Genomic DNA, 21,978 nt, shown 5'->3' with positions numbered 1-21,978 from the left:
CTAAACAATAGACTATAGCTGTACTTCGTCAACGAGGTACAGCTCTTTTTCGATTGTCTCTATCAAATACGATAGCGATCTCTCTAGAGGATCGGCAGTTTTGGAAGTATTCCTAAGCTCTTCAACAAGCAACTGCAGAAGTTCAGAATCATAACTATCAAAGAGAGGCCGTTGCAAAAGTCCTCCTCTTGTTTGTTTATTTCTTTTCGAGTAACTTCGGGGTATCAAAGAAACTAGATTGTATTATGAGACTTCGCACCACACTATGTATATTGTTTGCCACCTTACTATCTGTCACTATGACTATGGCACAGCAACCAGCTACCTCTAGCCAAGCTCTCTACAAGGAGCTACAGGATTTACAGAAGAAGCGTCTGCCCACACAGACGCTCTCCTGCGCTGAGCGACTCGCTACACAGGCTCTCCGTGAGGGCAATCTCTACTACACAATCGAGGCTCTGGAGGCGCACAAGACGGCTCTTCGCAGACTGGACTACAACCGTCTGCTGGAGCAGTTTCCCCTACTCCACACCACATGGCAAGGACGAGATAAGCTGTCGGTGCGGGATCAGCGCTTCCTCGCTCTATACATAGCGAATCAGTATATCAGTCGGAGCTACAGTCAGCGCCTGAGGTCAGAGGGACTAAGCCTCACGACCCAAGAGCAAGACAGTGTCACGCCTCGCTACTGGAGCGATGCGGACTATATGAAAGCTATTGATCCATTGATGGAGATAGCTTTCGCTCCCAGTGCTGAACTCTACAAGGTGATCCCACGACAAGAGGCGAAGCAGCTACCCGATGCGCTTTACGCTAATCGCCTTCCCGAAGAGGGTAGCTATACGCTCATAAGCCACCTGCTGAAGGTTCTTCCGATCTCTCTGTTGCATCAGCTAGAGCAGCAAGTCGGACGCATACCCACTTGGTCGGATCGGCTCGGTGCGCTCCTAACGGAAGATCAACTCCAGCAAGCAGACGAGGGGGCTAGGCTCTATGCCCTTTATCAAGCGGTGACGCTCGAGGAGACAACCCGTGGCACAGCTTCCAGTACCGTAGCGAAGCGGCTAGAGGGCTTACTCCAGCAGAGCCAGCAGATGCACCTTGAGACGATGGAAATATACAAGCGACTCTTCCACTACTACTATGCCAACGGCTCTGACCCTCTGCGTGCTTACCACTTCATCACGCCTTACCTGGAGTGGCTAGACAAGCAGGGCAAGTACCCTGAGTTCTGTAAGGGGATCCGCCGACAACTCTTTACCCCACATCTAAATATCTTCTTCCCTAACTTTATTTTAGCTGACCATCTAGGGTTTGTAGAGGTTCAAATGAGCAATGTGGAGCGACTAGAGCTAAAGCTCTTTGCGCTTACGCCACAAGACGCTATCAAGGCGGAAGGACAAACTATTCCCGAGCAAGCTAAGCTCGTCTGGAGTCACACATATCAGGGGAAGCAAGGTTTGGAGGCGATGGTGCTACAGTGTGACTCGATAGAGCTCCCCACCCTACCAACGGGACACTATCGCCTGCAAGCGGTCGCTCATCACACGACAGAGGCAAAACAAGTAGAGTATATAAAAAAGACCAATACAACTATCCACGACTGCACCATAAGCGACCTATGGACGCTGAACCTCGGCAACGGAAAGACTCAATTGCTGAATGCCCTCACGGGGCAAGCTCAGACGGAGTCCATACAGCTGTGGAGCTATGGGGACAAGCGCTCAGGGTGGCACTCGAACTATAAGCCTACACTGGACAAGATTGGCGAACGAACACCCGACAAGCTCGGTATCTTTGCAACGCCTCAGCCGGCGAAGCGAGATCGTTCTGAAATTTTTCTGGTGGAGAGTGCAGACAATCGGTTGCTCTTACCCACTTGTGGCTACCAGTACAACTACCGTGGCAAGCGTGGCACTTTTCAGCTATCCAAGACGTTAAGCACGGCGCTCCTACAGACCGATAGAAGTATCTACGAGCTGGGTGATGAGATTCAGCTTTACGCTGTCGCTTACCGAAGGGGCTACGACCCGAAGCAAGCGACGGTGCTGCCCAAGCTTGACCTGACCATCAAACTATACACGCCACAGGACGATATGATCGACTCTATCATAGTCCAGACTGATCAGTGGGGACGTCTTCATACGACCCTCCAGCTGCCCAAAGAGGCGATGACGGGCGGCTACACCATTGAGGTCTCTTGTGATAGCGATCTAGATGATTTCGACGAATATGAGACAACCATTCATGTAGCGGAGTATAAGCGTCCGAGCTTTAAGGGTGCCTTGACCCTGCCCGAGGTGGCGATGAAGCTGGAAGACACGATCTCCGTCCGTGGCTCTGCGATGACTTACAGCGGCTATCCGCTCGCAGAGGCTTCTATAACCTACAGCGTGACGGGAAGCTATAGAAACTGGTGGTTCGGTGAGGATGTTCCCGATCAATTACTCACCTCTGGCACGCTCCAGATCAATGAGCAGGATGGGAGCTTTGAGTTTCCGATTACCCTCTCAGACTTACGCACCGAGGCTATGCGTCAGAACCCGCAGCCTTGGAGCCTACACACCTACCATATAGAGGTAACCATCACGGCGCCTAGTGGCGAGACGCAGCGACTAGAGCGATCTATTTGGATCGGCTCGACACCTGTATCTATGGAGTACGAGGGGGCGGAGACCTTCTTCAAGGATGGGCCAGAGGAGGCTCAGACTTTTACCATTCGTGTGACCAACGATGACGAAGCTCCCATAGCCACGATGCTAGAGCTACGACTCACATCGCTCGCTGACACGACAAGCTCTTGGTCGGTGGAGGTGCCCGCCAACGAGAAGCAGCACCTGCCCGCTGAGTGGCTTCGCCTACCCTCGGGTTCCTACCGCTTGACTTACATTTACCACGATAAGACGGGCGAAACGCTAAAGGAAGAGCAAGAGATTGTCCTCTTTGCAGAGCGTGACAAGCGTCTACCGATACAAAGTACGCTCTGGGCAGCTTCGCCCTCGGAGGAATATCCACGAGGTGGCGCACCTACGATATACTACGCCAGCAACGAGAGCGAGCAGTCGATCTACTACGTCATCAATACGGTAGACCAGCCCGCTATCTACGGACAGCTTCCCGCGCTCCCTGCCCAGCAGGTGGGTCGCTGGCAGCCGACGCTCCCCAAGAGTGTCGACCCCAAGGGGCAGATCCGCATAGAGCTCTACTGCGTACGCGACGGACGCTACAGCTCTCAGAGCTTCGAGTATCGCTATACGGCAGACCAGCCGACCCTGCAACTCTCGTGGATCGAGATACCCGACAAGCTCCTCGCTGGCGAGACCCACACATGGCAAGCTCGCCTCACCTACAGTGATGGCACGCCGGCGCGTCGCATCCCCGTCATAGCGTGGATGTATGACGCTGCCTTGGAGAGCCTACGTTCGCACAGCATCGATCGCTTGGCTCAATACATACCACTCTACCTTCATGATGTCAGTCCGAACCCTTGCTTTGGCTTCGATATGAAGGATTACTACCCGATGGCTTATGGCTATGGAGGAGGCGCTTATCCGGAGATGGCTCTTGCTAAGAGCGCCTCCATAGAGGGTGAAGTGATGGGGCTAGCTAATGATGAAGTCTTAGTGGAAGATATGAGCGAAAACAGACTAGCCGAGGAGAAAGTCACAGACGTTACGCCTAATCTGCGAAAGGACTTCTCTCAGACCGCCTTCTTCTTAGCTAACCTCTACACCGATGACGAGGGCGTTGTCACCTTTACGGGCAAGATGCCCGAGGCGCTCTCCAGCTATCGCCTAGCGCTCTTTGGCTACGACAGCCGACTGACGGACTGCGCTGCGACGGCCGACATCAAGAGCTATCGCCAGCTGATGGTCGAGACGCTACAGCCACGCTTCCTCATGCAGGGAGACCAAGCTTACCTGACGGGGTCGATTCGCAACCTCACCGAAGAGGCTCTCAGTGGCAACCTCCGACTAGTCCTCTACGATGCTCTAGCGACGGACAGCACAGCGACACCACTTGCCGACGGCACACGGGAGCTGGCTCTCACCGTTCCAGCCAGTGGCGTGACGCCCTACACCATCGCTCTACCTGCTCTGCCTGACCTCTCGGCACTGCGGGTGCAGGTCTACTTCGTCAGTGGCTCACTCAGCGATGGCGAGGAGTACGTCATCCCCGTACAGCCAGCGACGGTACGCACCGTCGAGAGTATCCCCTTCGCGTGGGACAAGCAGGCGAGCTACTCCTATCCGCTCAGCGCATTGCTAGGGCAGGCAAGCGATCCGTCAGCTTCGCTACACCTACAGCTCTGGAGCAATCCACGTTACTTCGCCTTGCAGCAACTGCCGATCCTCTTTAACAATGAGGAGCGAGACGCTATCAATACGGTCCTCCGCATCTACACTTTGACCCGCACGCAGCAACTGCTACGCCAGTCGGAGATAGCTCAGTGGGTTCAGGCACAAACTCAGGCAACCGAGGGCGCCAACAAGTTGACCAGCAATCGTGAGACCACACTCCTACCGCTAGACGAGACTCCTTGGCGTGCTACCGAGCGGTGGCTCGATGGTGCGCAGGAACAGCTCTGGACACTCTTCAAGGCACCCAATGAGCGCACCACAACTAAGGACATAGCGCAGCTGCGCAACCTACAGACTGCTTCGGGAGAGTGGTCGTGGTACCCCGATATGCCTAGCTCCTCTTACCTCACGCCGCTCATTCTCGACTATCTCGCAGCGGTCAGTGAGCTAGAGCCAAACGAAGAGATAACCTCTATGCTCGCTCGTGGCTGGCAGGCTTACGACCGCACCACGACCAAGCAGATGCAAGAGATGAAGAAAGAACTAGCCAAGAGCAAGCGACAGCCCACCCTCCCCGCATGGGGTGCCGAGTGGCTCTACCTATCCTACCGCTGGCGTGACGCTAAGGCTCTGCAAAAAGACCCGACCACGAAGGCACTCATCGACTACCTCACGCCACTTCTCGTCAAAGAGGCGCAGCAGCTCCCCCTCTACGTCCTGCCACAAGCAGCCTACACGCTCTACAAGCAGGGCAACGTAGCGCAAGCACGACAGCTCGCTGAGATACTGCATGACCATCTATCGTACGAAGTGGCGCAGGGAGCTTTCTTTGCCAACACCCTCGTAGGTGGTTACTTCTGGCGAGACCGCTCTATGTCGCTACAGCGAGAGACTATCGAGCTCTTCAAACTGCTCGACCTCTACCCCGACACGGTACAGCAGATGCGTCGCTGGGCGATGGAGTACCTACGCACCAATCTGCGCGCCTCCAACCTCACGCAGCTAGAGCTCCTGCTCACACTCCTAGAGGAGAGCGCTGAGGAAACAGCTAAGCACGACCAAGTGACCATCTCCATACCTCTTGCCGATGGCACGACCGAGCGCATCGAGACCGACTCCTACTGCGGACTACAGTACAAGCCTAGCCAACTAGACCGCACGGGTAGCATCGTCATCACACACAGCGACCCGCAAGCGATCCTCTGGGGTGGCATCCTAAGCGTTGGCGAGAAGCCACTTAGCGAAGTGTCCGAGCGACAAGGTGAACTGATGATCGAAAGCAAGACTTACGTTCGCGAAGAGATCAACGGTCAACTGCAAGAGCGTCCCATCCAGTCTGGCGAGGAGCTCACCATCGGGACTGTACTCATCACAAAGCTTCGCATCACCACCCGTCGTGACCTAGACTTCGTCACCATACGAGACATGCGTCCCGCATGCTGTGAGCCACTAGAGCAGCTCAGTCACTACGAGTGGCAGAGCGGTCTAGGATACTATGTCGAGGCGCGCCACTATGCGCAGATATACCATATTAATAGCCTACTCCGTGGCTCCTACGAGATCAGCTACGAGCAGAGCGTCGTGCGTCCAGGCACCTACCAGCGTGGTATCACGCAGGCTCAGTGCGCTTACGCTACCGAGTACTCCGCTCAGACCGCTATGCCAACCCCTTACATCGTAATAGCAAATGATTGACCCCATACAGATCATCGAGCGTTACTACCCTACCGACACGCTCGGCTACCGCATCCTGCTAACCCACAGCCAGCAGGTTGCCGAGCTGGCACTTGAAGTTGTACGTCAGCACCCCGAGCTAGCGTGCGACGAGCGATTTGTCTACGAGGGAGCTATGCTCCACGACATCGGCATCTACCTCACTGACGCCCCCACGATCGGTTGCTACGGCACCGAGCCTTACTTACGTCACGGCTACCTAGGCGGCGAGCTACTACGTGAGCTAGGTCTGGAGCGGCATGCGCAGGTTGCCGAGCGGCACACCGGCACAGGACTAGACAGCGAGACCATCCGTGCTCGGGGACTAGATCTCCCGACCGACCGCCTCTATATGCCCCAAAGCATCGAGGAGCGGGTCATCTGCTATGCCGACAAGTTTTACTCCAAGACTCAACTAGAGCATCAGAAGCCCTTAGAGAAGGTACGCACCTCGCTCGCCAAGTATGGCGCCGAGTCCTTAGCCCGCTTCGACCAAATGCACGAGCAGTTTCAGGTGTCCAGCACATTAGTCTAAAGCACCTATCCATTCATCCACCAAGACCCAAACCACAATGTTAATACACTCCGCCACCTTCGTACAGAGTAGTCCTTCAGTAAAGTCTTGCCCTCAAAGTACACTACCCGAGTACGCCTTCATAGGGCGCTCCAACGTGGGCAAATCCTCGCTCATCAATATGCTCACAGGGCACAAAGGGCTAGCGATGACCTCGCAAAAGCCTGGTAAGACGCAGCTCATCAACCACTTTCTGATCAATGAGTCGTGGCACCTCGTCGACCTGCCCGGCTACGGCTACGCACGCAGGAGTCTAGAGCAGCGGGAGCAGTTTCGCAAGCTGATTGACCAGTACGTCACGAAGCGTGAGGCCTTGGTCAACCTCTTCGTCCTTGTAGACATACGCCATGAGCCGCAGCGCATCGACCTAGAGTTTATCAATGAAATGGGCGAAAAAGGCATCCCCTTCAGTATCGTCTTCACCAAAGCAGACAAGATCGGCAAGCAGGTACAGCGGGATGCTGTAGAGGCTTACCAATCTCGTCTACTAGAAGATTGGGAGGAGCTGCCGCCCCTCTTCGTGACCAGTGCATCGACTGGCTTGGGGCGTGACGAACTCCTAGATTATATCGAGCAGCTCAACCGTATGATAGCTGAGCTAGAGGCCTAAAACTCTAGCTCCAATCCGATCATCAGATGCTCTGGGGTGAAGGATAGCCCGAAGCCATTCGAAGGCACACTAGGCTCCTCTCCGTGGAAGCTCTTGCGATAGCCCAAGAAGCCCAAACGCATGCAGAGGCACAATCCCTCCGCAAGATCTACGCAGGCACCAGGACGCAAGCCCACCTCATAACCGTGGTGGCTATTACCCTTAGATGTCTCGTAGCTGTAGCCCACATTGCCGTCTACATAGAGATTGATTGGACCTCTATGCAGGTAGTAGTAGCGGACGAAAGGAGAGAGCGATACCTCGTGTTGTAGTACCTTCTCACCAGTTACCTCGTGCGACTCCAGTCCATAGCCTGCAATGAGTCCCACGGCCCACGTGTCGTTTAGAAAGTAACCGAATTCAGGTTGAAACTCTAGCGATGTCTTCCCGGCATCACTGTCGATCCAAAAACTAGCGACACCACCTACAAACCACGAAGCCTGGTGGTCGTGCTCATCCGTTGTGGTCTGTGCCTGTAGAGAGCCACAGCTCCAGAGGAGGGCAAGTAGTAGCCCTGCGAAAAGTGTAAACAGTTTCTTCATGTTTAATCGTATCTGTGATTATTCGGGGGCAAAGGTCGGAATCTTTCAGAAGATACGCAATACCAATACCCTAGGATCGGTGGCACTCTCGCAAGCAAGAAGCCGATCTCCACGTGAATATTTGGAAATATCCACGTGAGGAAAAATTATTCTCCACGTAGGCGAGAAATAAAACTTCGGAGGAATCAAATGAAACTTCGGAGGAAATGATTCTTGCCCACGTGGCAAATAAAAAATCTCCACGGAGATTTTTAAGATTCTCTACGTGGAAATCTACTGAACGCCTGAGCAAGATCGAGATATTCTTAGAGAGAAGACCTAGACAACCCTAATTGAAAGACCATTTTAAGCCACATAGCCAACCATTTACGCAAGTATTGTGCAGTTTCCCACAAAGGTGAGTTTTCAAAACAGTCAACTTGCGAACACGCACAATATACGTATAAGTCTACATATGAAGTAATTACACTTTTAATACGGACAACTTTTCAACAATTGATGCTTTTCCAGTTGATTTATTTGCCCACGTCAATTATTGGTTGTAATATTGCAGAGGATTTCGCGGAGTCAGATTTAATTTATTTACGATTTGACTTCTAAACAGATTTAATCTTGTAACCCTTCATACACCTATTCAAGTGAAGCAAAAGACATATTCCTTTGATGAGGCTTATCAAGCCACATTGGAGTACTTTGGCGGTGATGAGCTGGCCGCCAAAGTGTGGGTGACCAAGTACGCCCTTAAGGACAGCTATGGCAACATCTACGAGCAGACCCCTCGTGACATGCATCAGCGCATCGCACGAGAACTGGTTCGCATAGAGCACAACTACCCCAACCCGCTCTCTGAGAGTGAGCTGATGGATCTGATGGATCACTTCCGCTACATCGTGCCTCAGGGCAGTCCCATGACTGGCATTGGCAATAATTACCAGATTGCCTCGCTCTCGAACTGCTTTGTCATCGGTCTAGATGGTGAGCCAGACTCTTACGGAGGCATCATCCGCATCGATGAGGAGCAGGTACAGCTGATGAAGCGACGTGGTGGCGTGGGGCACGACCTATCGCATATACGCCCTAAGGGGTCGCCAGTCAAGAACTCGGCCCTCACCTCTACAGGCTTGGTACCCTTTATGGAGCGTTACTCCAACTCCACTCGTGAGGTAGCGCAAGATGGTCGTCGTGGTGCGCTCATGCTGACGGTATCGATCAATCACCCTGACAGCGAGTCCTTTATCGATGCTAAGATGACCGAGGGTAAGGTCACGGGTGCCAATGTCTCAGTACGCATCGACGATGCCTTTATGCAGGCAGTTGTGGATGACAAGGAGTATGTGCAGACCTATCCTATACACTCGAAGGAGCCTAAGTTTACCCGCACCATTCAGGCACGCCAGCTATGGGACAAGATCATCTACAACGCTTGGCGGAGTGCTGAGCCTGGGGTGCTCTTTTGGGACACGATCATCCGCGAGTCTGTGCCCGACTGCTACGCCGATCTAGGCTTCAAGACTATCTCGACCAATCCTTGCGGTGAGATCCCGCTCTGTCCGTACGATAGTTGCCGTCTGCTGGCGATCAACCTGTACAGCTACGTGCGCAATCCTTTTACGGCAGAGGCTTCGTTTGACTTCGACCTCTTCCGTGAGCATGTTGCCAAGGCGCTACGCATCATGGATGACATCATTGACCTAGAAGCAGAGAAGATCGATGCAATCCTCATGAAGATCGCCTCAGATACGGAGACCGAAGAGGTCAAAGCAGCTGAGCGTGAGCTGTGGCGCAAGATCAAGCGCAAGACGCTCCTCGGGCGTCGCACGGGTGTCGGCATTACCGCCGAGGGCGATATGCTCGCAGCTATGGGCATGCGCTATGGTTCGGACGAGGCTATCAGCTTTGCTGAGGAGGTGCAGAAGACACTCTGCCTATCAGCTTACGCAAGTTCAGTAGAGTTGGCTAAGGAGCGCGGAGCCTTTGACCTCTATGACACAGAGCGTGAGAAGGACAATCCCTTTATCCAGCGCGTTGCCAAGGCTGATCCGAAGCTCTATGAGGAGATGAAGAAGTTCGGTCGTCGTAATATAGCGATGCTCACCATCGCACCCACGGGTTCGACAAGCCTTATGACGCAGACTTCGTCAGGTATCGAGCCGGTCTTTATGCCTGTCTACAAGCGCAGACGCAAGGTCAATCCCAACGACAAGAATGTTAAGGTGGACTACACCGACGAGACGGGCGACACCTTCGAGGAGTACACGGTCTACCACCACAACTTCCTCACCTGGATGAAGGCCAACGGCTACGACCCAAACCATAACTATTCGCACGAAGAGCTACAAGAACTAGTCGCTAAGTCACCTTACCACAAGGCTACTGCCAACGATGTGGACTGGGTTGCCAAGGTCAAGATGCAGGGACGCATACAGCAATGGGTGGATCACAGCATTAGCGTGACGATCAATCTCCCCTCCGACATTTCGCAGGAGATGGTTGCTACGCTTTACATTGAGGCATGGAAGGCTGGTTGCAAGGGTTGCACCGTATATCGTGAAGGTTCTCGCTCTGGCGTACTAATCTCGGAGGAGCAGCAGAAGAAGGAGCAGCAAGCGAAGAGTGAGCAGGAGTCAGCGCCCGAAGTTCCCGTAGAGCCCACACCTTTGTCTCAGACGGTACGCAAGCGCCCTAAAGAACTAGAGGCTGACATCGTACGCTTTCAAAATAATAAGGAGAAGTGGATCGCCTTCGTCGGCTTGCTCGACGGCAAGCCTTACGAGGTCTTCACAGGTATCGCTGACGATGACGAGGGGATCATGCTCCCCAAGAGCGTAACGAAGGGTAAGATCATCCGCAGCTACGATGAGGACGGCACGAAGCACTACGACTTCCAGTTTCACAACAAGCGTGGCTTCAAGACCACGGTGGAGGGTCTAGACACGAAGTTCAACCCTGAGTACTGGAACTATGCCAAGCTCATCTCAGGCGTCCTACGCTACCAGATGCCGATAGATCAGGTCATCAATCTTGTCCAAGGCATGGAGCTCAACGATGAGAGTATCAACACCTGGAAGAATGGTGTGGCTCGCGCTCTCAAGAGTTACCTACCCAGTGGTACAAGCGTCTCTGCCGCCTGCTCTAACTGCGGACAGCACACGCTAGTCTACCAGGAGGGTTGTCTTATCTGCACCAACTGCGGCTCCTCAAAGTGTGGCTAGCCAGAGAGGCTCACTCCCCTTTACACTAGGCTCTTGAGAGTCGCTTGACAAGCTTTCCAGAGCTAACCCCTCTAAACTACAAAACCCCACCATTGTACAAACACGATGGTGGGGTTTTGCTTTGACTTGCCGCAGCCTTGCTCTAGATGAAAAAAGCGCGCTCCTTATAGTCGCTCGATGCGATGAGTGAAGGGGACACCAGCACGGTGAAAGAGTCGCCCTACGGGGCAGACCTTCTCGGTCAGCTCGAGGCACTTCTCCAGCTCCTGATCTGTGGCGGTCGTCTTGACTCGTAGCGTGTAGTCGATCGCATCCATCTCGCCCTCTGTGGTCTGTGCCTCTAGATCTATCTCTAGATGCTCGATGGTGAGACGCTTCTTCTCGGCCATCGTGGTAAAGATCGTTGCAATGCAACCATTGAGCGACATGGCGAGAAGCTCGAAGGCGGTGGGGCCCTGATTCGTACCGCCAGAAGTGACTGGGAGGTCGACCGTTACGCTGCTGCCTCGTTGATTATCGATTTGCGAGAGATAAGCTCCCTGCTTGACTAAGTGCGTTTTCATATTCGTTTGTTCGGTTAGCTTGTTATTAAAGTAAGACTTCCTTAGGACTCAAAAGAGCATCTGCTCCTCAGCGACATACTCCGAGAGCGACTCACGAAGCATACCGATGTAGCGTCCACTAGCGTCGTAATGATGTCGATAGAGTAGCTGATTCGCCAGAAAGACACCGCCCTGCGCTGCTTGGCACAAGTAGCGAATAGCCTCCGTACGGCGATTGGGTTGTAGCGAATCTGTTAGGAGCATTCGCCCTATCTCATAGCACGCCTCGGGGATACCCGCCTCGGCAGCTCGCTCCCACAAGGAGACGACACGAGAGCTATAGCAATCTCCATCTTGGTGATACCACAGCTTGCCTAGCAGGTAGCACGCTTCGGGAGCATCTTGCCTAAAAGCTGCCGTGAGCCAGTACTCAACTCGATCCATCTGAACGAAGAGCCCACCCTGAGCATAAGCCCTAGCGAGAGCTATCTGTGCCTCCACGAGCCCCGCCTCGGCAGCCGTCTCTAGGTGATAGAGATACTGCTCGTGACTACGCACCACGCCCAAGCCTCGCTGATACATTTGCGCTAAGAGGAGATGAGACTTCGGATGCCCTAGCTGTATAGCCATACGCAAGCAGTCGCTCGCCTCTCGGTAGTTCTTCCTCAGTCCCGTCTGCGGGCTTGTCAAGTGTAGTGCCAGAGCATAGAGATCCTCGACATTTCCTCGCAATGCTACTCTTTGGCGCAGGTAGCGTCTCAGACAAGTTTGCGCAACCCTATCGGAGTGCGGCTGATAGAGCTTAACTAGGTAGTCGATCGCTGGGAGTGAGTCGTGACGAGCCACACGGTGTAGCCAGTGTAGTCCCTCTGTCTGAAGGAACTTGAGATGATCGGTCGGAGCTTCGAGCTCTTTCTGCAGAAGTCTATAAAGCTTGCCAGAGCGCCGCGTGTCAACGACGAGAGTAAGCTGCTGTGTCATCAAGGCAAAGAGCTGCTCGCAGTCGATACCACCAGCCACGGCACTAGTCGTCTGTGGCGATAGTAGGTCTGAGGTGGGCTCTTTGGGCTTAGGCGACATGGATCAAGAGACATAGAGGAGCAGCCCCTTGAGATACTCCCCCTCTGGGTAAAAGATGTTGATCGGATGACAAGGACTCTGTCCCAAACGCTTGAGGATGCGCACCTCTCGCCCCGCAAGTGTGGCAGCCGTCATCACTGCTAGGGTAAACTCCTCCATCGTAACAGCTTGCGAGCAGCTAAATGTGAAGAGCAGTCCACCACGGGCGATCGCTCTGAGTGCTAATTCGTTTAATCGGCGATACCCGCCCAGACCTTGCTGCTTATGGTTGCGCTGCTTGACAAAGGCGGGGGGATCTAGGACTATGAGGTCGTAAGCACTCGTCTCGATCGCAGATAGGTAGTCGAAAGCATCAGCTACGACCGCCTCGTGTCTCTGGAGCGTCTCTGGGTCAGAAGAGAAGTTGATCGCCACACTTTCCTCGCAGAGTGAGATAGCTCGTGCAGAGCTATCTATTGAGACGACACGCTGGGCACCCCCTCCGAGTGCGTAGACGGAGAAACCACCCGAGTAGCAGCAGATATTGAGGACATTGCGCCCCCGAGCGTACGACTCGACAAGACGTCTATTGTCACGCTGGTCCACGAAGAAACCGGTCTTCTGTCCTCGCTCCCAGTCTGGCAGAAAGCGGTAACCGTACTCCTGCACCGTCCGATCGTACTCTGCCGAGGGAGCCTTGCCTAGGTAGCCATTGGGCATAATCCACTCGCTAGGGGTCTGTGCTGGAAGCGTCTCGACAGACTTGTCATAGACGTAGTGCACGCCTAGCTCTGGCAGCTCGCACAGTACCTCAGCAATCAACTGACGCAGTGGGTAGAGACTCAGCGCATGTATCTGTATCACAGCCACCTCTCGATAGATGTCAATGACTAGTCCAGGTATGAAATCGCTCTCGCCATAACACAAGCGCCAGCAGTCTGTCTGCCTACCATCTTGGCTCTGGAGGAGCGTCTTGCGTAGCTGATGCGCTTGGCTCAGACGTGTGGTAAAGAATGTGCGCCACTCCCCTATCTTCTCCTCACCAAAGGTCAGCATGCGGACGGCTATCGTCCCACCCTCGTAGACTCCCTGCCCGAGTTGCTGAGAGCCATCGTGGTTGAGGATAGTCACTATCGATCCTAGCGGTATGCTCTCCTTGGTGCGCTGCAGTGCGCCCGAAAAGACCCATGGATGATGTCTGAGGAGAGGCTCCTCACGGTGAGGCTTGAGGTATAACTGGTACATAGGGGTGGTGGTAGGTTGTAACTCTTGTGGTAAAGTCCTAGGATGGCTGCTCAGGACAGAGCCCGAAGTGGTGCAGTAGTGGCATTGGCTCCGACTCTAGACGATGATAGATGCGGAGACAAGCGTATGCGTCGAGCGCTGCGTAGCTTTGCTGCGCAGGCGTTAGCGTAGCCGCCTCCCAATTGGTCAGCTGAGCACGCTTGCTAATCTTCTCCCCGAAGAGTATCGCATAGATCTTCTGCAGACCCAAGTCATGGATGCCGTAAGCTGGGGTAAGTCGCTGCAAGTCTACAAAGCCTTGTGGATGTAACTCTGGCGAAAACCTTCTCAGCTGTCTCCGATCACCGCAAAGGTCTAGTCCCACCTTGAGTATGTCCTCACGCTCCAGTAAACCTTGTAGCCGAGGCGGAATGCCTATTTTGTTGATCCTAAAGAGGTAGCAGCAACTCTCGCTCGATAGCTGAATAAGAGCTACAGACTGACGCTCATACTTCTTAAAGACAGGCTTAGACTCTGTGTCCATACCGATTATAGCACACTGCTCTAGAGCTGCTACGGCAGACTCCACTTGCGGGAGCGAGTCCACGACAACGATTTCACCAGTGAAGGTCGCTTTGGCTAGTTTGCCTATCTCCTCTTTAGTAATTGATGACAGCACGATTGTTTACTCTATATATTATTGTATGCTTTCTGTAGCCCAGCGGTCAGTATCCTCCTCTAGCCCCTCGGCATGCTTGTGATAGTGCAGCACACGCAGGGCAGAGAGGAGCGCATCACCCAGGTATGTGTCAAAAGCGTATTGCAGTATCGAGAGCGTCGCAACGAGTAGCTCGCCAGCATCCTCTCTAAGCACCAGCAGCGGCGTACCCAACTCACGGGAGATCAGTACCAGAAGGCGTGAGAGTCGCTCCGGCTGTAGCTCGCCATCTTGCGCTATACCCACAGGGTAGTGAAGGAAGAGATCTAGCTCCTCGCCCAGTAGCGCACGCACCTGCTCCTCGTAGTAACTCACTGTCTCATCTGAGATCACCTGCGTGTAGCCCGTAAGCCAATCCTCCAGCTCCTCCGTAGAGGTCGCTGGCATCTGCGATAAGTAGCTAAAGATCTCTGGGAGGTAGCCGTAAGTGCGCTTTATAAAGTCCGCCCGACTATACTCGGACGCATGCTCTACGAGCGCGCAGTAGTCCTTGCACAGCGTGAGGAAGGCAACTAGCTCCTGCGGATTGCTCTCGGTCATTTGCTCCATATGCACTCTAATGGATCAAGGCTTACTTAGCAAAAGCACCCTCCTGAATCAGGTACTCCGCAATCTGAATAGCATTGAGCGCAGCACCCTTCATGATCTGGTCAGCCACGCACCAGAAGGTGACACAGCCTGGCTCGGCAAGATCAGCCCTCAGACGTCCCACATAGACAGGCTCCTGCATAGAACAGTGTAGAGGCATCGGGTAGCTACGCTTGGCGGGATCATCCATCAAGAGTAGTCCCTTCTGCTTTGACATTGCTTCGCGTACCGCCTCGACCGTAAGTGGCTCAGCACACTTCACCCAGATAGCCTCGCTATGAGCTCGTAGCACGGGGACGCGTACGCAGGTGGCACTGACACGTATCTCATCGTTGTGCAGGATCTTGCAGGTCTCATTGTACATCTTCATCTCCTCCTTCGTGTAGTCATTGTCCGTAAAGATGTCGATCTGCGGAATGAGATTATATAGGAGTTGATTGCCGAAAGCCTTCGTCTGAAGCGGCTTGCCCATCGCTTGGTCACGCACCTGTCCCTCCAGCTCTAACATCGCATCGTGACCCGCACCGCTAGCAGCCTGGTAGGTAGCCACATGAACTCGCTCTATGGGACTCAGAGCGTGGATCGGAGCCAGAGCCACGATCATCTGGATCGTACTGCAGTTCGGGTTAGCGATGATCCTCTTGGCAGGGTGTAGCGCATCAGCCCCATTAACCTCGGGTACGACCAGCGGCACCTCGGGATCCATACGGAAGGCACTCGAATTGTCGATCATCAGAGCGCCATGCTTCGTGATCGTACTGGCGAAGTCTAGTGCCGTCTGCCCCCCAGCAGAGACAAAAGCGATGTCAATATCCTTAAAGTCATCGTTTTGAGCTAGGAGCTTTATCTTGTATTCCTTACCACGGAAAGTGATCTCACTGCCTGCACTGCGAGACGAGCCAAAGAGTCGTAGCTCATCAATCGGGAAGTCTCGATGCTCTAAGAGACGTAGGAACTCACGTCCCACAGCTCCACTGGCACCTACTATAGCTATCTTCATATTATTATCGTTCTGTAAAGTTAGAAATTAAGGTCTATACGATCGTAAGCTCAGAGAGTTGTCTCTAGCTCCAGTGCAAAAGTACCCAATCTACACCAATCGGCAAAAAGTAACCCACCATACATCACCTCGCGCAACTAAGAAAAAGGATCCGTAGACACGACCTTCACTCCGCACACACATCAGAAAGATATCCACGTAGGAAATAGAAAATCCCCACGTGGAGAAAAAAAATTCTCCACGTAGGCGAGAAATGAAACTTCGGAGGAATCAAATGAAACTTCGGAGGAAATGAATCACGCCCACGTGGAGAATTTTCATTTCTCACGTGGAGAATGAGAAATATCCACGTAGGGATTGCATTACTGCACCAATATCTTGCGAGCTCTCCACTTGGAGCGTGTTGGTCCCTTTGAGGAGAGGTTTTCATTTTTCGTCAAAAAAAGGTGCCCGAAGCTTTGATATATTCGAAAGTTATCGTACCTTTGTGGTGGCTTTGTGCTGAGAGTACTCTTTCAACCCTCGAGTAGGGGCTCGGAGTCCTCAAGGCTTAAAAGGGAATCAGGTGAAACTCCTGAACAGTCCCGCTGCTGTAATCCTCGCAAAGCAGGCATCATAACCACTGCACCATGTCTAATTGGTGTGGGAAGGGATGTCTGTATGAGGTAAGTCAGAAGACCTGCAAGGCTTGAAGCGCTACGAGGTATAGCATAAGGAAATAACCGTCACTTTTCAGATCCTAGTCTGAGACTTCTATTCCCTCAGCTGTACGCTCCTCGCTACTCCGAGTCGAGCGCGACAGGAGATGTATGTTACAATGCGAGCGATGCATCTAGGCATCACACCACGATGAGTATTGAATGGGACATCTTGAGTGCCTACCGGCTTTCTTTGATACGAGCAGTAGCTGTGACACAACCTTCCGAGTCAAAAAGCTTTGATCACAGCGATGCACCTAGGAGACTCTTTGGATGCTTATACGAGACTAGATAGGAGGACATTTACTTTAAATAGGGGAACGTTTTCGATAAAGTGATTGAGCAATGTCTTGCTGCTGCGATCTCTATGAGTACCATAAAAGTATGCGTGCTATCACAGCACCCATGCCGCACGAGATCAATTAGGTGTCTGATCGTCACAATAAGAGGAAGCATAAGAGCAGGCTCTCGTCTATGCCGTTGTCCCTATATGCAACTACGCTAGTGCGTGCGAACTAGATCAGTCTGTGTCACCGCAGACTCCGAGCAGAGCGACCACTGTACATACTTACCACTTGAGGAGAAGCTGTAGGTTCTAGTTCGTCTACCCAAGGCTAGGTGATAGACCAATAGATCCTCTTGCCACCCCGAGCAAATCATGATGCGAGTCCTAAGGTGAGGTCACAGCCTCACACTCTCAAGTCGAGAGGATCCACTACTAAGAGACAGGTATGGTGCGTACCACTGGTTACAGGTTAAGTGTGTGTTGAAAAAGACCAGCGACTACCACCCTACTCTCCCACGAAGAGAGTCTCACGTAGCCCAATACCCTCTCCAGACAAGCATCGTGGTCACTGTTCCGCTCTAGGAGAGTCCTGTTGACCAGTTTAACAGACTCTAGGGAGGTCGCTGCAAGGCGCACTACCCTGCTAGAAGCTATTCCACACTATCGTGATGGTATAGCTACCCAAAGAGCATTCGAATAGTTGAAGTCCACACGCAGTACGCTGAGTACTTGTCGTGTGGACTTCTCTTTTTTTTTGATCCCGCAAGTCTTGCGAGTAACGATGATACGTGTAAGCCTTTGACGACTGCATCTGCACGAAGTCCTCTATCGTCACACAAAAAGAGGATGACGCTATATATAATATAGTACCATCCTCCCGTGGTGGAGCATATCGGACTTGAACCGATCACCTCGACACTGCCAGTGTCGCGCTCTAGCCAGATGAGCTAATGCCCCAAGAGTCAGCTCCCAAACAAGGGGGCTTCTGCGAAGTGCTACAAAGGTAATGAAAACTTTTCACTTAACCCAGCACGAGTTTTTTGCCCGATAAGGGAGGCTGACTGTATCCTCGTTATTTTGCGGAGAAAAAGAGCTTGTAAGTAACCATCGGCATAAAGCCCTGCGTGTACATCGTCGAGTACTCACCATTATCGAAGAGGATCGACATAACATTCTTACGATTCGTCACATTCTGCAGGTCTATGGCCCACTCTTGGGTGATGCGCTGACCTATCTGGCGAGCACCTATCTTTAAGTCTGCTCGAAGGTAATCCTTGGCTTGACGAGCATTGACTTGCGTCTTGTCAAGCTCAATGTACCCACTCTGCTTATATAGATCTTCTCGTATCGGTGTATAGCGAATCCCTCCTGCATAGGAAGCCTTGAGATCGGTAAAGAGAGCCCAGTGCTTCGGTAGCTTCCACTCATATCCACCCGTCATATTGACAAGGTATCGACCATCGAAGACAGTACTCCACCACTCTTTCTGAAATCCTGTCGTATAGGTCGAGCTGTAGAGTGATGCGTTGAAGAGCAGGTAGTAGTTGTTGCTATAAAACTTCTCCACCGTAAGCTCTACACCGTAGTTTCTACCACGTCCCTTATTGACTAGATCGCTCTGACGCTCTATGTAGTTTTGTCCAGCACCTCCTATCTCTAGGAGTGTCCATATAGAGTTTGGGTCATTGACCACTGGCACCCTGTATAGCTCCTGATAGTATCCCTCTATCTTAGCATGCCAGTTGGGCGCAAAAGCCCAGTCGTAGTAGAGATCCACCTGCGCACTGCGTGTGAAGTCGACCTGCTTATTGCGATACTCTATACCCTCTGGCGTATAGTGCCGTATGAAGTAGAAGGAGCGAGGGAGCATCTGACTATACAGCCCCGCAGCAAGACCGATGGTGTGAGAGCGAGCTGGCTGATACTGCATGCCCATACGGGGCTCGACAGCATAGCGATCATTGATCGTAAGATACATACCATGTAGCCCCAATGTGGCTGTCCAGTAACTTCCCAGACGATGACGATACTGTCCATAGGCTCGGATTAAGCCATAGAGCGGACTCTCCTCAGCAATCGTTCGCACGCCTTGAGCGAAGGTGCTATCAGCCGTTTGCTCCATATAGTGCGCATCAAAGAGATCACCTCTGATGCCTGCCACGAGTAGCCCCTCCCGACTGGGATGCCATGTAAGATCTGAGTGAAGCGACCACCTATTCTCCTGTGCAGCCTCCGACCACATGACATGCCACTGAGGATTCTGCTTGTCCCCTTGGAGGTTCATCGTATCAACAGGCATACCAGTATCAGAGCGTACGAAGGAGAGCTGCGTACGGAGTGACGTGCGAGAAGAAAATTGTACGCTATGTGTCAGCCCTGCAATGTAAGCTGTCGAATTGATTGCTATGCGCTGTGCGAAAGAAAGCTTACTAAAGTCGTAGTCGGCATATTCAAAATTGTCTCCTAGTTCGTTTGTGGCAAAACCTATATGACTCTTGCTAAATAGTCCAACGAAAGAGAGTGTATGCCCATGCCCTAGGTCGAAGTGGAGCTTCGTCGTGAAGTCTTGATAGCGTGGCACCACTGGCATCTTAAAGCCTAGAGCATGCATGATGTCAGGAACTGAGTAGCGATAAGAAGCAAGGTAAGACGATTGACTCCCCTTACGCAGGTACCCCTCAGCACCTAGCTCTAGTCCAGTGAAGCCTGACTGTATCCAAAACTCATGTCGCTCTAGATTTCCCTGACGCAGATGCAAGTCGAAGATGCCTGAGAGTGCATTGCCATAAGGGGCTGGCCAAGCACTCAGGTGAAAGTCCGAGTTGGTCAGCAGATTGGTATTCAGATAGCTTACCTGTCCACCAGTCATACCGACACCTGTATTAAAGTGGTTGGGGTTACTAATCTCGATACCATCTAGGATCCACTGCACCCCAACGGGCGAATTACCTCGTATGATGATATCATTGCGAGAGTCGTTGACAGGCATGATGCCAGCAAAGCTACGCACCATACGAGCAGGGTCACCTAGAGAAGCAGCGAAGCGATACGCCTCATCAACGCTAAAGCTACGCGCTCCAGCCAAGCTGAGTCTATTCGTAGGAGTACTCTTGTCATACGGAGCTGTCACGACCACGGCATCGAGCTTGGTATCAGATGGTGTCAAAGCTATATGAAGCACGCTCTGCTTGCCCGCTACAACGAGGAGGTCTACCTCCTGTGATTCATAGCCTACACAACTAATCTGCAAGGAGCAACGACCGACTGGTAGCCGTAGAGAGAACTTCTGATCCGCACCTGTCGTTGTCCCTACGAGTGGATCACTACCGACTAATACGATTGAGGCTCCAACAATCGTATCGTCAGGGAGTGTGGAGATGACCTCTCCGCGCACCTCTTGTGTAAAGGGCTCCTGAGCATTCAACCGAGCATTTAGATAAGCGGTAAATGCAAGGGTAATGATAAGTAAGACGAGCTTAGTAAGATGTTTCATACGAGTTTGAGATGATTGATTTCACCCGCAAAGGTACTCCAAAGATGTTAACGATGTGTGACACATACACTTCGGCAGTTTCTATCCTAAAAGGTCTTCATCGCACAAAAAGCATGACACAGATCATCGTTGCATATACATTTCGCTATATGGACTTGTTCCTAAAAGGTTAGTATCTCCATTTTCACTATCTTTGGGGAGCGAACGAGCTTAGCTCACTAATTCAATACAGATCAATCAATAACATCATACCATTATGAAGACTACTCCATTTACAGATCGACACATAGCACTGGGTGCTAAGATGCACGACTTCGCAGGCTACAATATGCCTATCGAGTATCCTACGGGGATCCTTGAGGAGCATATGAATGTGATCAACGGCGTCGGCGTCTTTGACGTGTCACACATGGGAGAGTTTTGGGTCAAGGGACCGAAGGCTCTCGAATTCCTCCAGAAAGTATCTAGCAACGATGCCTCCAAGCTAGAAGTGGGGCAGATACAGTACAGCTGCTTCACGACAGAGCAGGGTACACTCCTAGACGACTTCCTCGTATACCGCTACGAAGAGAACAAGTACATGCTCGTCCCCAACGCTGCTAACGTCGTCAAGGACTGGGCATGGTGCCTCAAGCAAAACGATATGGGTGCTGACCTAGAGGACGGCTCCGCAAAGATCGGACAGCTAGCCGTACAAGGCCCCAAGGCTACACAAGTACTACAGCGTCTGACGGACATCAACCTGCTCGACATCCCCTACTACCACTTTAAGGTGGGCACTTTCGCAGACTGCCCCAACGTGATCATCTCCAACACGGGCTACACGGGTTGCGGCGGCTTCGAGCTCTACTTCTTCCCTCAATATGCAGACAAGATCTGGGACGCTATCTTTGAGGCTGGCAAGCCCGAGGGCATCATGCCGGCTGGTCTGGGTGCACGTGACACGCTTCGTCTGGAGGCTGGCTTCTGCCTCTACGGCAATGACATCGACGATCAGCACACGTCACTGGAGAGTGGCCTAGGCTGGATCACCAAGCTCACGGACAATAAACCCGACCTAGTAGGTCGTGAGGCTCTGCTCAAGCAGAAGGCTGAGGGCTTGACACGCAAGCTCGTCGCTTTCGAAATGGTCGACAAGGGCATCCCCCGTCAGCACTACGACATAGTCAACGAGGCTGGCGAGAAGATCGGTGTCGTCACCTCTGGTACTATGTCTCCCGCACTCAAAGTGGGCATTGGTATGGGCTACGTCTCTACGGAGTACAGCAAGATAGACAGCAAGATCTACATCGCCGTCCGCAAGCGCAACCTAGAGGCGAAGGTGGTCAAGCCCCCCTTCCGCAAGTAATCACACGCTGCGCTAAGCTACTCAAGCTACA

At 52.6% G+C, this 21,978-nt stretch carries 13 protein-coding genes, 1 tRNA gene and 1 riboswitch; of the genes, 5 read left to right on the top strand and 9 right to left on the bottom strand.

All coding sequences use genetic code 11. From position 1 onward, the window contains the following. The first annotated feature begins 305 nt into the window (after nucleotides 1-305). Genes PORAS_RS06205 through yihA form a run of 3 tightly spaced genes read left to right on the top strand, consistent with a single transcriptional unit; the run spans nucleotide 306 to nucleotide 7,198 of the window. Nucleotides 306-5,996: an alpha-2-macroglobulin family protein gene (locus PORAS_RS06205; protein ID WP_245528011.1), complete on the top strand. Its 5,691-nt coding sequence runs from the start codon at nucleotides 306-308 to the stop codon at nucleotides 5,994-5,996. Further along, nucleotides 5,989-6,549, top strand: coding sequence for an HD domain-containing protein (locus tag PORAS_RS06200; RefSeq protein WP_013760597.1), 561 nt, complete (start codon nucleotides 5,989-5,991; stop codon nucleotides 6,547-6,549). Before PORAS_RS06205 ends, PORAS_RS06200 begins: the two co-directional genes overlap by 8 nt. A 37-nt stretch (nucleotides 6,550-6,586) precedes the next feature. Next, nucleotides 6,587-7,198 carry a ribosome biogenesis GTP-binding protein YihA/YsxC gene (gene yihA, locus PORAS_RS06195; RefSeq protein ID WP_004331577.1) on the top strand — a complete coding sequence of 204 codons (612 nt, stop codon included), beginning with the start codon at nucleotides 6,587-6,589 and terminating at the stop codon, nucleotides 7,196-7,198. Here the strand turns inward: yihA and PORAS_RS06190 are convergent. Continuing rightward, nucleotides 7,195-7,779 (bottom strand): outer membrane beta-barrel protein, encoded by a 585-nt coding sequence (locus tag PORAS_RS06190; protein ID WP_004331621.1) that lies wholly within the window; start codon nucleotides 7,777-7,779, stop codon nucleotides 7,195-7,197. The two genes, yihA and PORAS_RS06190, sit on opposite strands and share 4 nt — an antisense overlap. Nucleotides 7,780-8,417: 638 nt before the next feature. On the opposite strand from PORAS_RS06190, the gene PORAS_RS06185 reads away from it, so the two are divergent. Beyond that, nucleotides 8,418-10,991 carry an adenosylcobalamin-dependent ribonucleoside-diphosphate reductase gene (locus tag PORAS_RS06185; protein ID WP_013760596.1) on the top strand — a complete coding sequence of 858 codons (2,574 nt, stop codon included), beginning with the start codon at nucleotides 8,418-8,420 and terminating at the stop codon, nucleotides 10,989-10,991. A 164-nt stretch (nucleotides 10,992-11,155) separates the two neighbouring features. Here PORAS_RS06185 and PORAS_RS06180 read toward each other — a convergent pair whose 3' ends face one another. The 8 genes from PORAS_RS06180 to PORAS_RS06145 form a co-directional block, all read right to left on the bottom strand. Further along, nucleotides 11,156-11,554 (bottom strand): OsmC family protein, encoded by a 399-nt coding sequence (locus tag PORAS_RS06180; RefSeq protein ID WP_013760595.1) that lies wholly within the window; start codon nucleotides 11,552-11,554, stop codon nucleotides 11,156-11,158. A 48-nt stretch (nucleotides 11,555-11,602) separates the two neighbouring features. After that, the gene (locus PORAS_RS06175; RefSeq protein WP_013760594.1) at nucleotides 11,603-12,613 is read right to left on the bottom strand and encodes a tetratricopeptide repeat protein; all 1,011 of its coding nucleotides are present in this window, start codon (nucleotides 12,611-12,613) and stop codon (nucleotides 11,603-11,605) included. A 3-nt stretch (nucleotides 12,614-12,616) separates the two neighbouring features. Then, nucleotides 12,617-13,837 (bottom strand): class I SAM-dependent rRNA methyltransferase, encoded by a 1,221-nt coding sequence (locus PORAS_RS06170; protein ID WP_013760593.1) that lies wholly within the window; start codon nucleotides 13,835-13,837, stop codon nucleotides 12,617-12,619. 37 nt (nucleotides 13,838-13,874) lie between these two features. Further along, entirely contained in the window at nucleotides 13,875-14,495 is a 621-nt protein-coding gene (locus PORAS_RS06165; protein ID WP_004331631.1) for a 3'-5' exonuclease, read from the bottom strand. A gap of 18 nt (nucleotides 14,496-14,513) precedes the next feature. Continuing rightward, on the bottom strand, nucleotides 14,514-15,083 hold the full coding sequence (locus PORAS_RS06160) for a DUF5063 domain-containing protein (RefSeq protein WP_013760592.1): 570 nt from the start codon (nucleotides 15,081-15,083) through the stop codon (nucleotides 14,514-14,516). Nucleotides 15,084-15,105: 22 nt separating this feature from the next. Continuing rightward, nucleotides 15,106-16,122, bottom strand: coding sequence for an aspartate-semialdehyde dehydrogenase (locus PORAS_RS06155; RefSeq protein ID WP_013760591.1), 1,017 nt, complete (start codon nucleotides 16,120-16,122; stop codon nucleotides 15,106-15,108). A gap of 507 nt (nucleotides 16,123-16,629) precedes the next feature. Beyond that, nucleotides 16,630-16,821: riboswitch (cobalamin riboswitch) on the top strand. A 1,165-nt stretch (nucleotides 16,822-17,986) separates the two neighbouring features. Continuing rightward, a tRNA-Ala gene (locus PORAS_RS06150) sits at nucleotides 17,987-18,063 on the bottom strand. A 115-nt stretch (nucleotides 18,064-18,178) separates the two neighbouring features. Next, nucleotides 18,179-20,599 (bottom strand): TonB-dependent receptor, encoded by a 2,421-nt coding sequence (locus tag PORAS_RS06145; protein ID WP_013760590.1) that lies wholly within the window; start codon nucleotides 20,597-20,599, stop codon nucleotides 18,179-18,181. Between the two features lie 256 nt (nucleotides 20,600-20,855). Here PORAS_RS06145 and gcvT point away from each other — a divergent pair, with 256 nt between their 5' ends. Continuing rightward, the gene (gene gcvT / locus PORAS_RS06140) at nucleotides 20,856-21,947 is read left to right on the top strand and encodes a glycine cleavage system aminomethyltransferase GcvT (protein WP_013760589.1); all 1,092 of its coding nucleotides are present in this window, start codon (nucleotides 20,856-20,858) and stop codon (nucleotides 21,945-21,947) included. Nucleotides 21,948-21,978 lie beyond the last annotated feature (31 nt).

The sequence above is a fragment of the Porphyromonas asaccharolytica DSM 20707 genome, from assembly GCF_000212375.1.
Taxonomy (GTDB): Bacteria; Bacteroidota; Bacteroidia; order Bacteroidales; family Porphyromonadaceae; genus Porphyromonas; species Porphyromonas asaccharolytica.
Note: the sequence above shows the minus strand (reverse complement) of the source record. Positions and strands in the feature narration are given on the sequence as shown.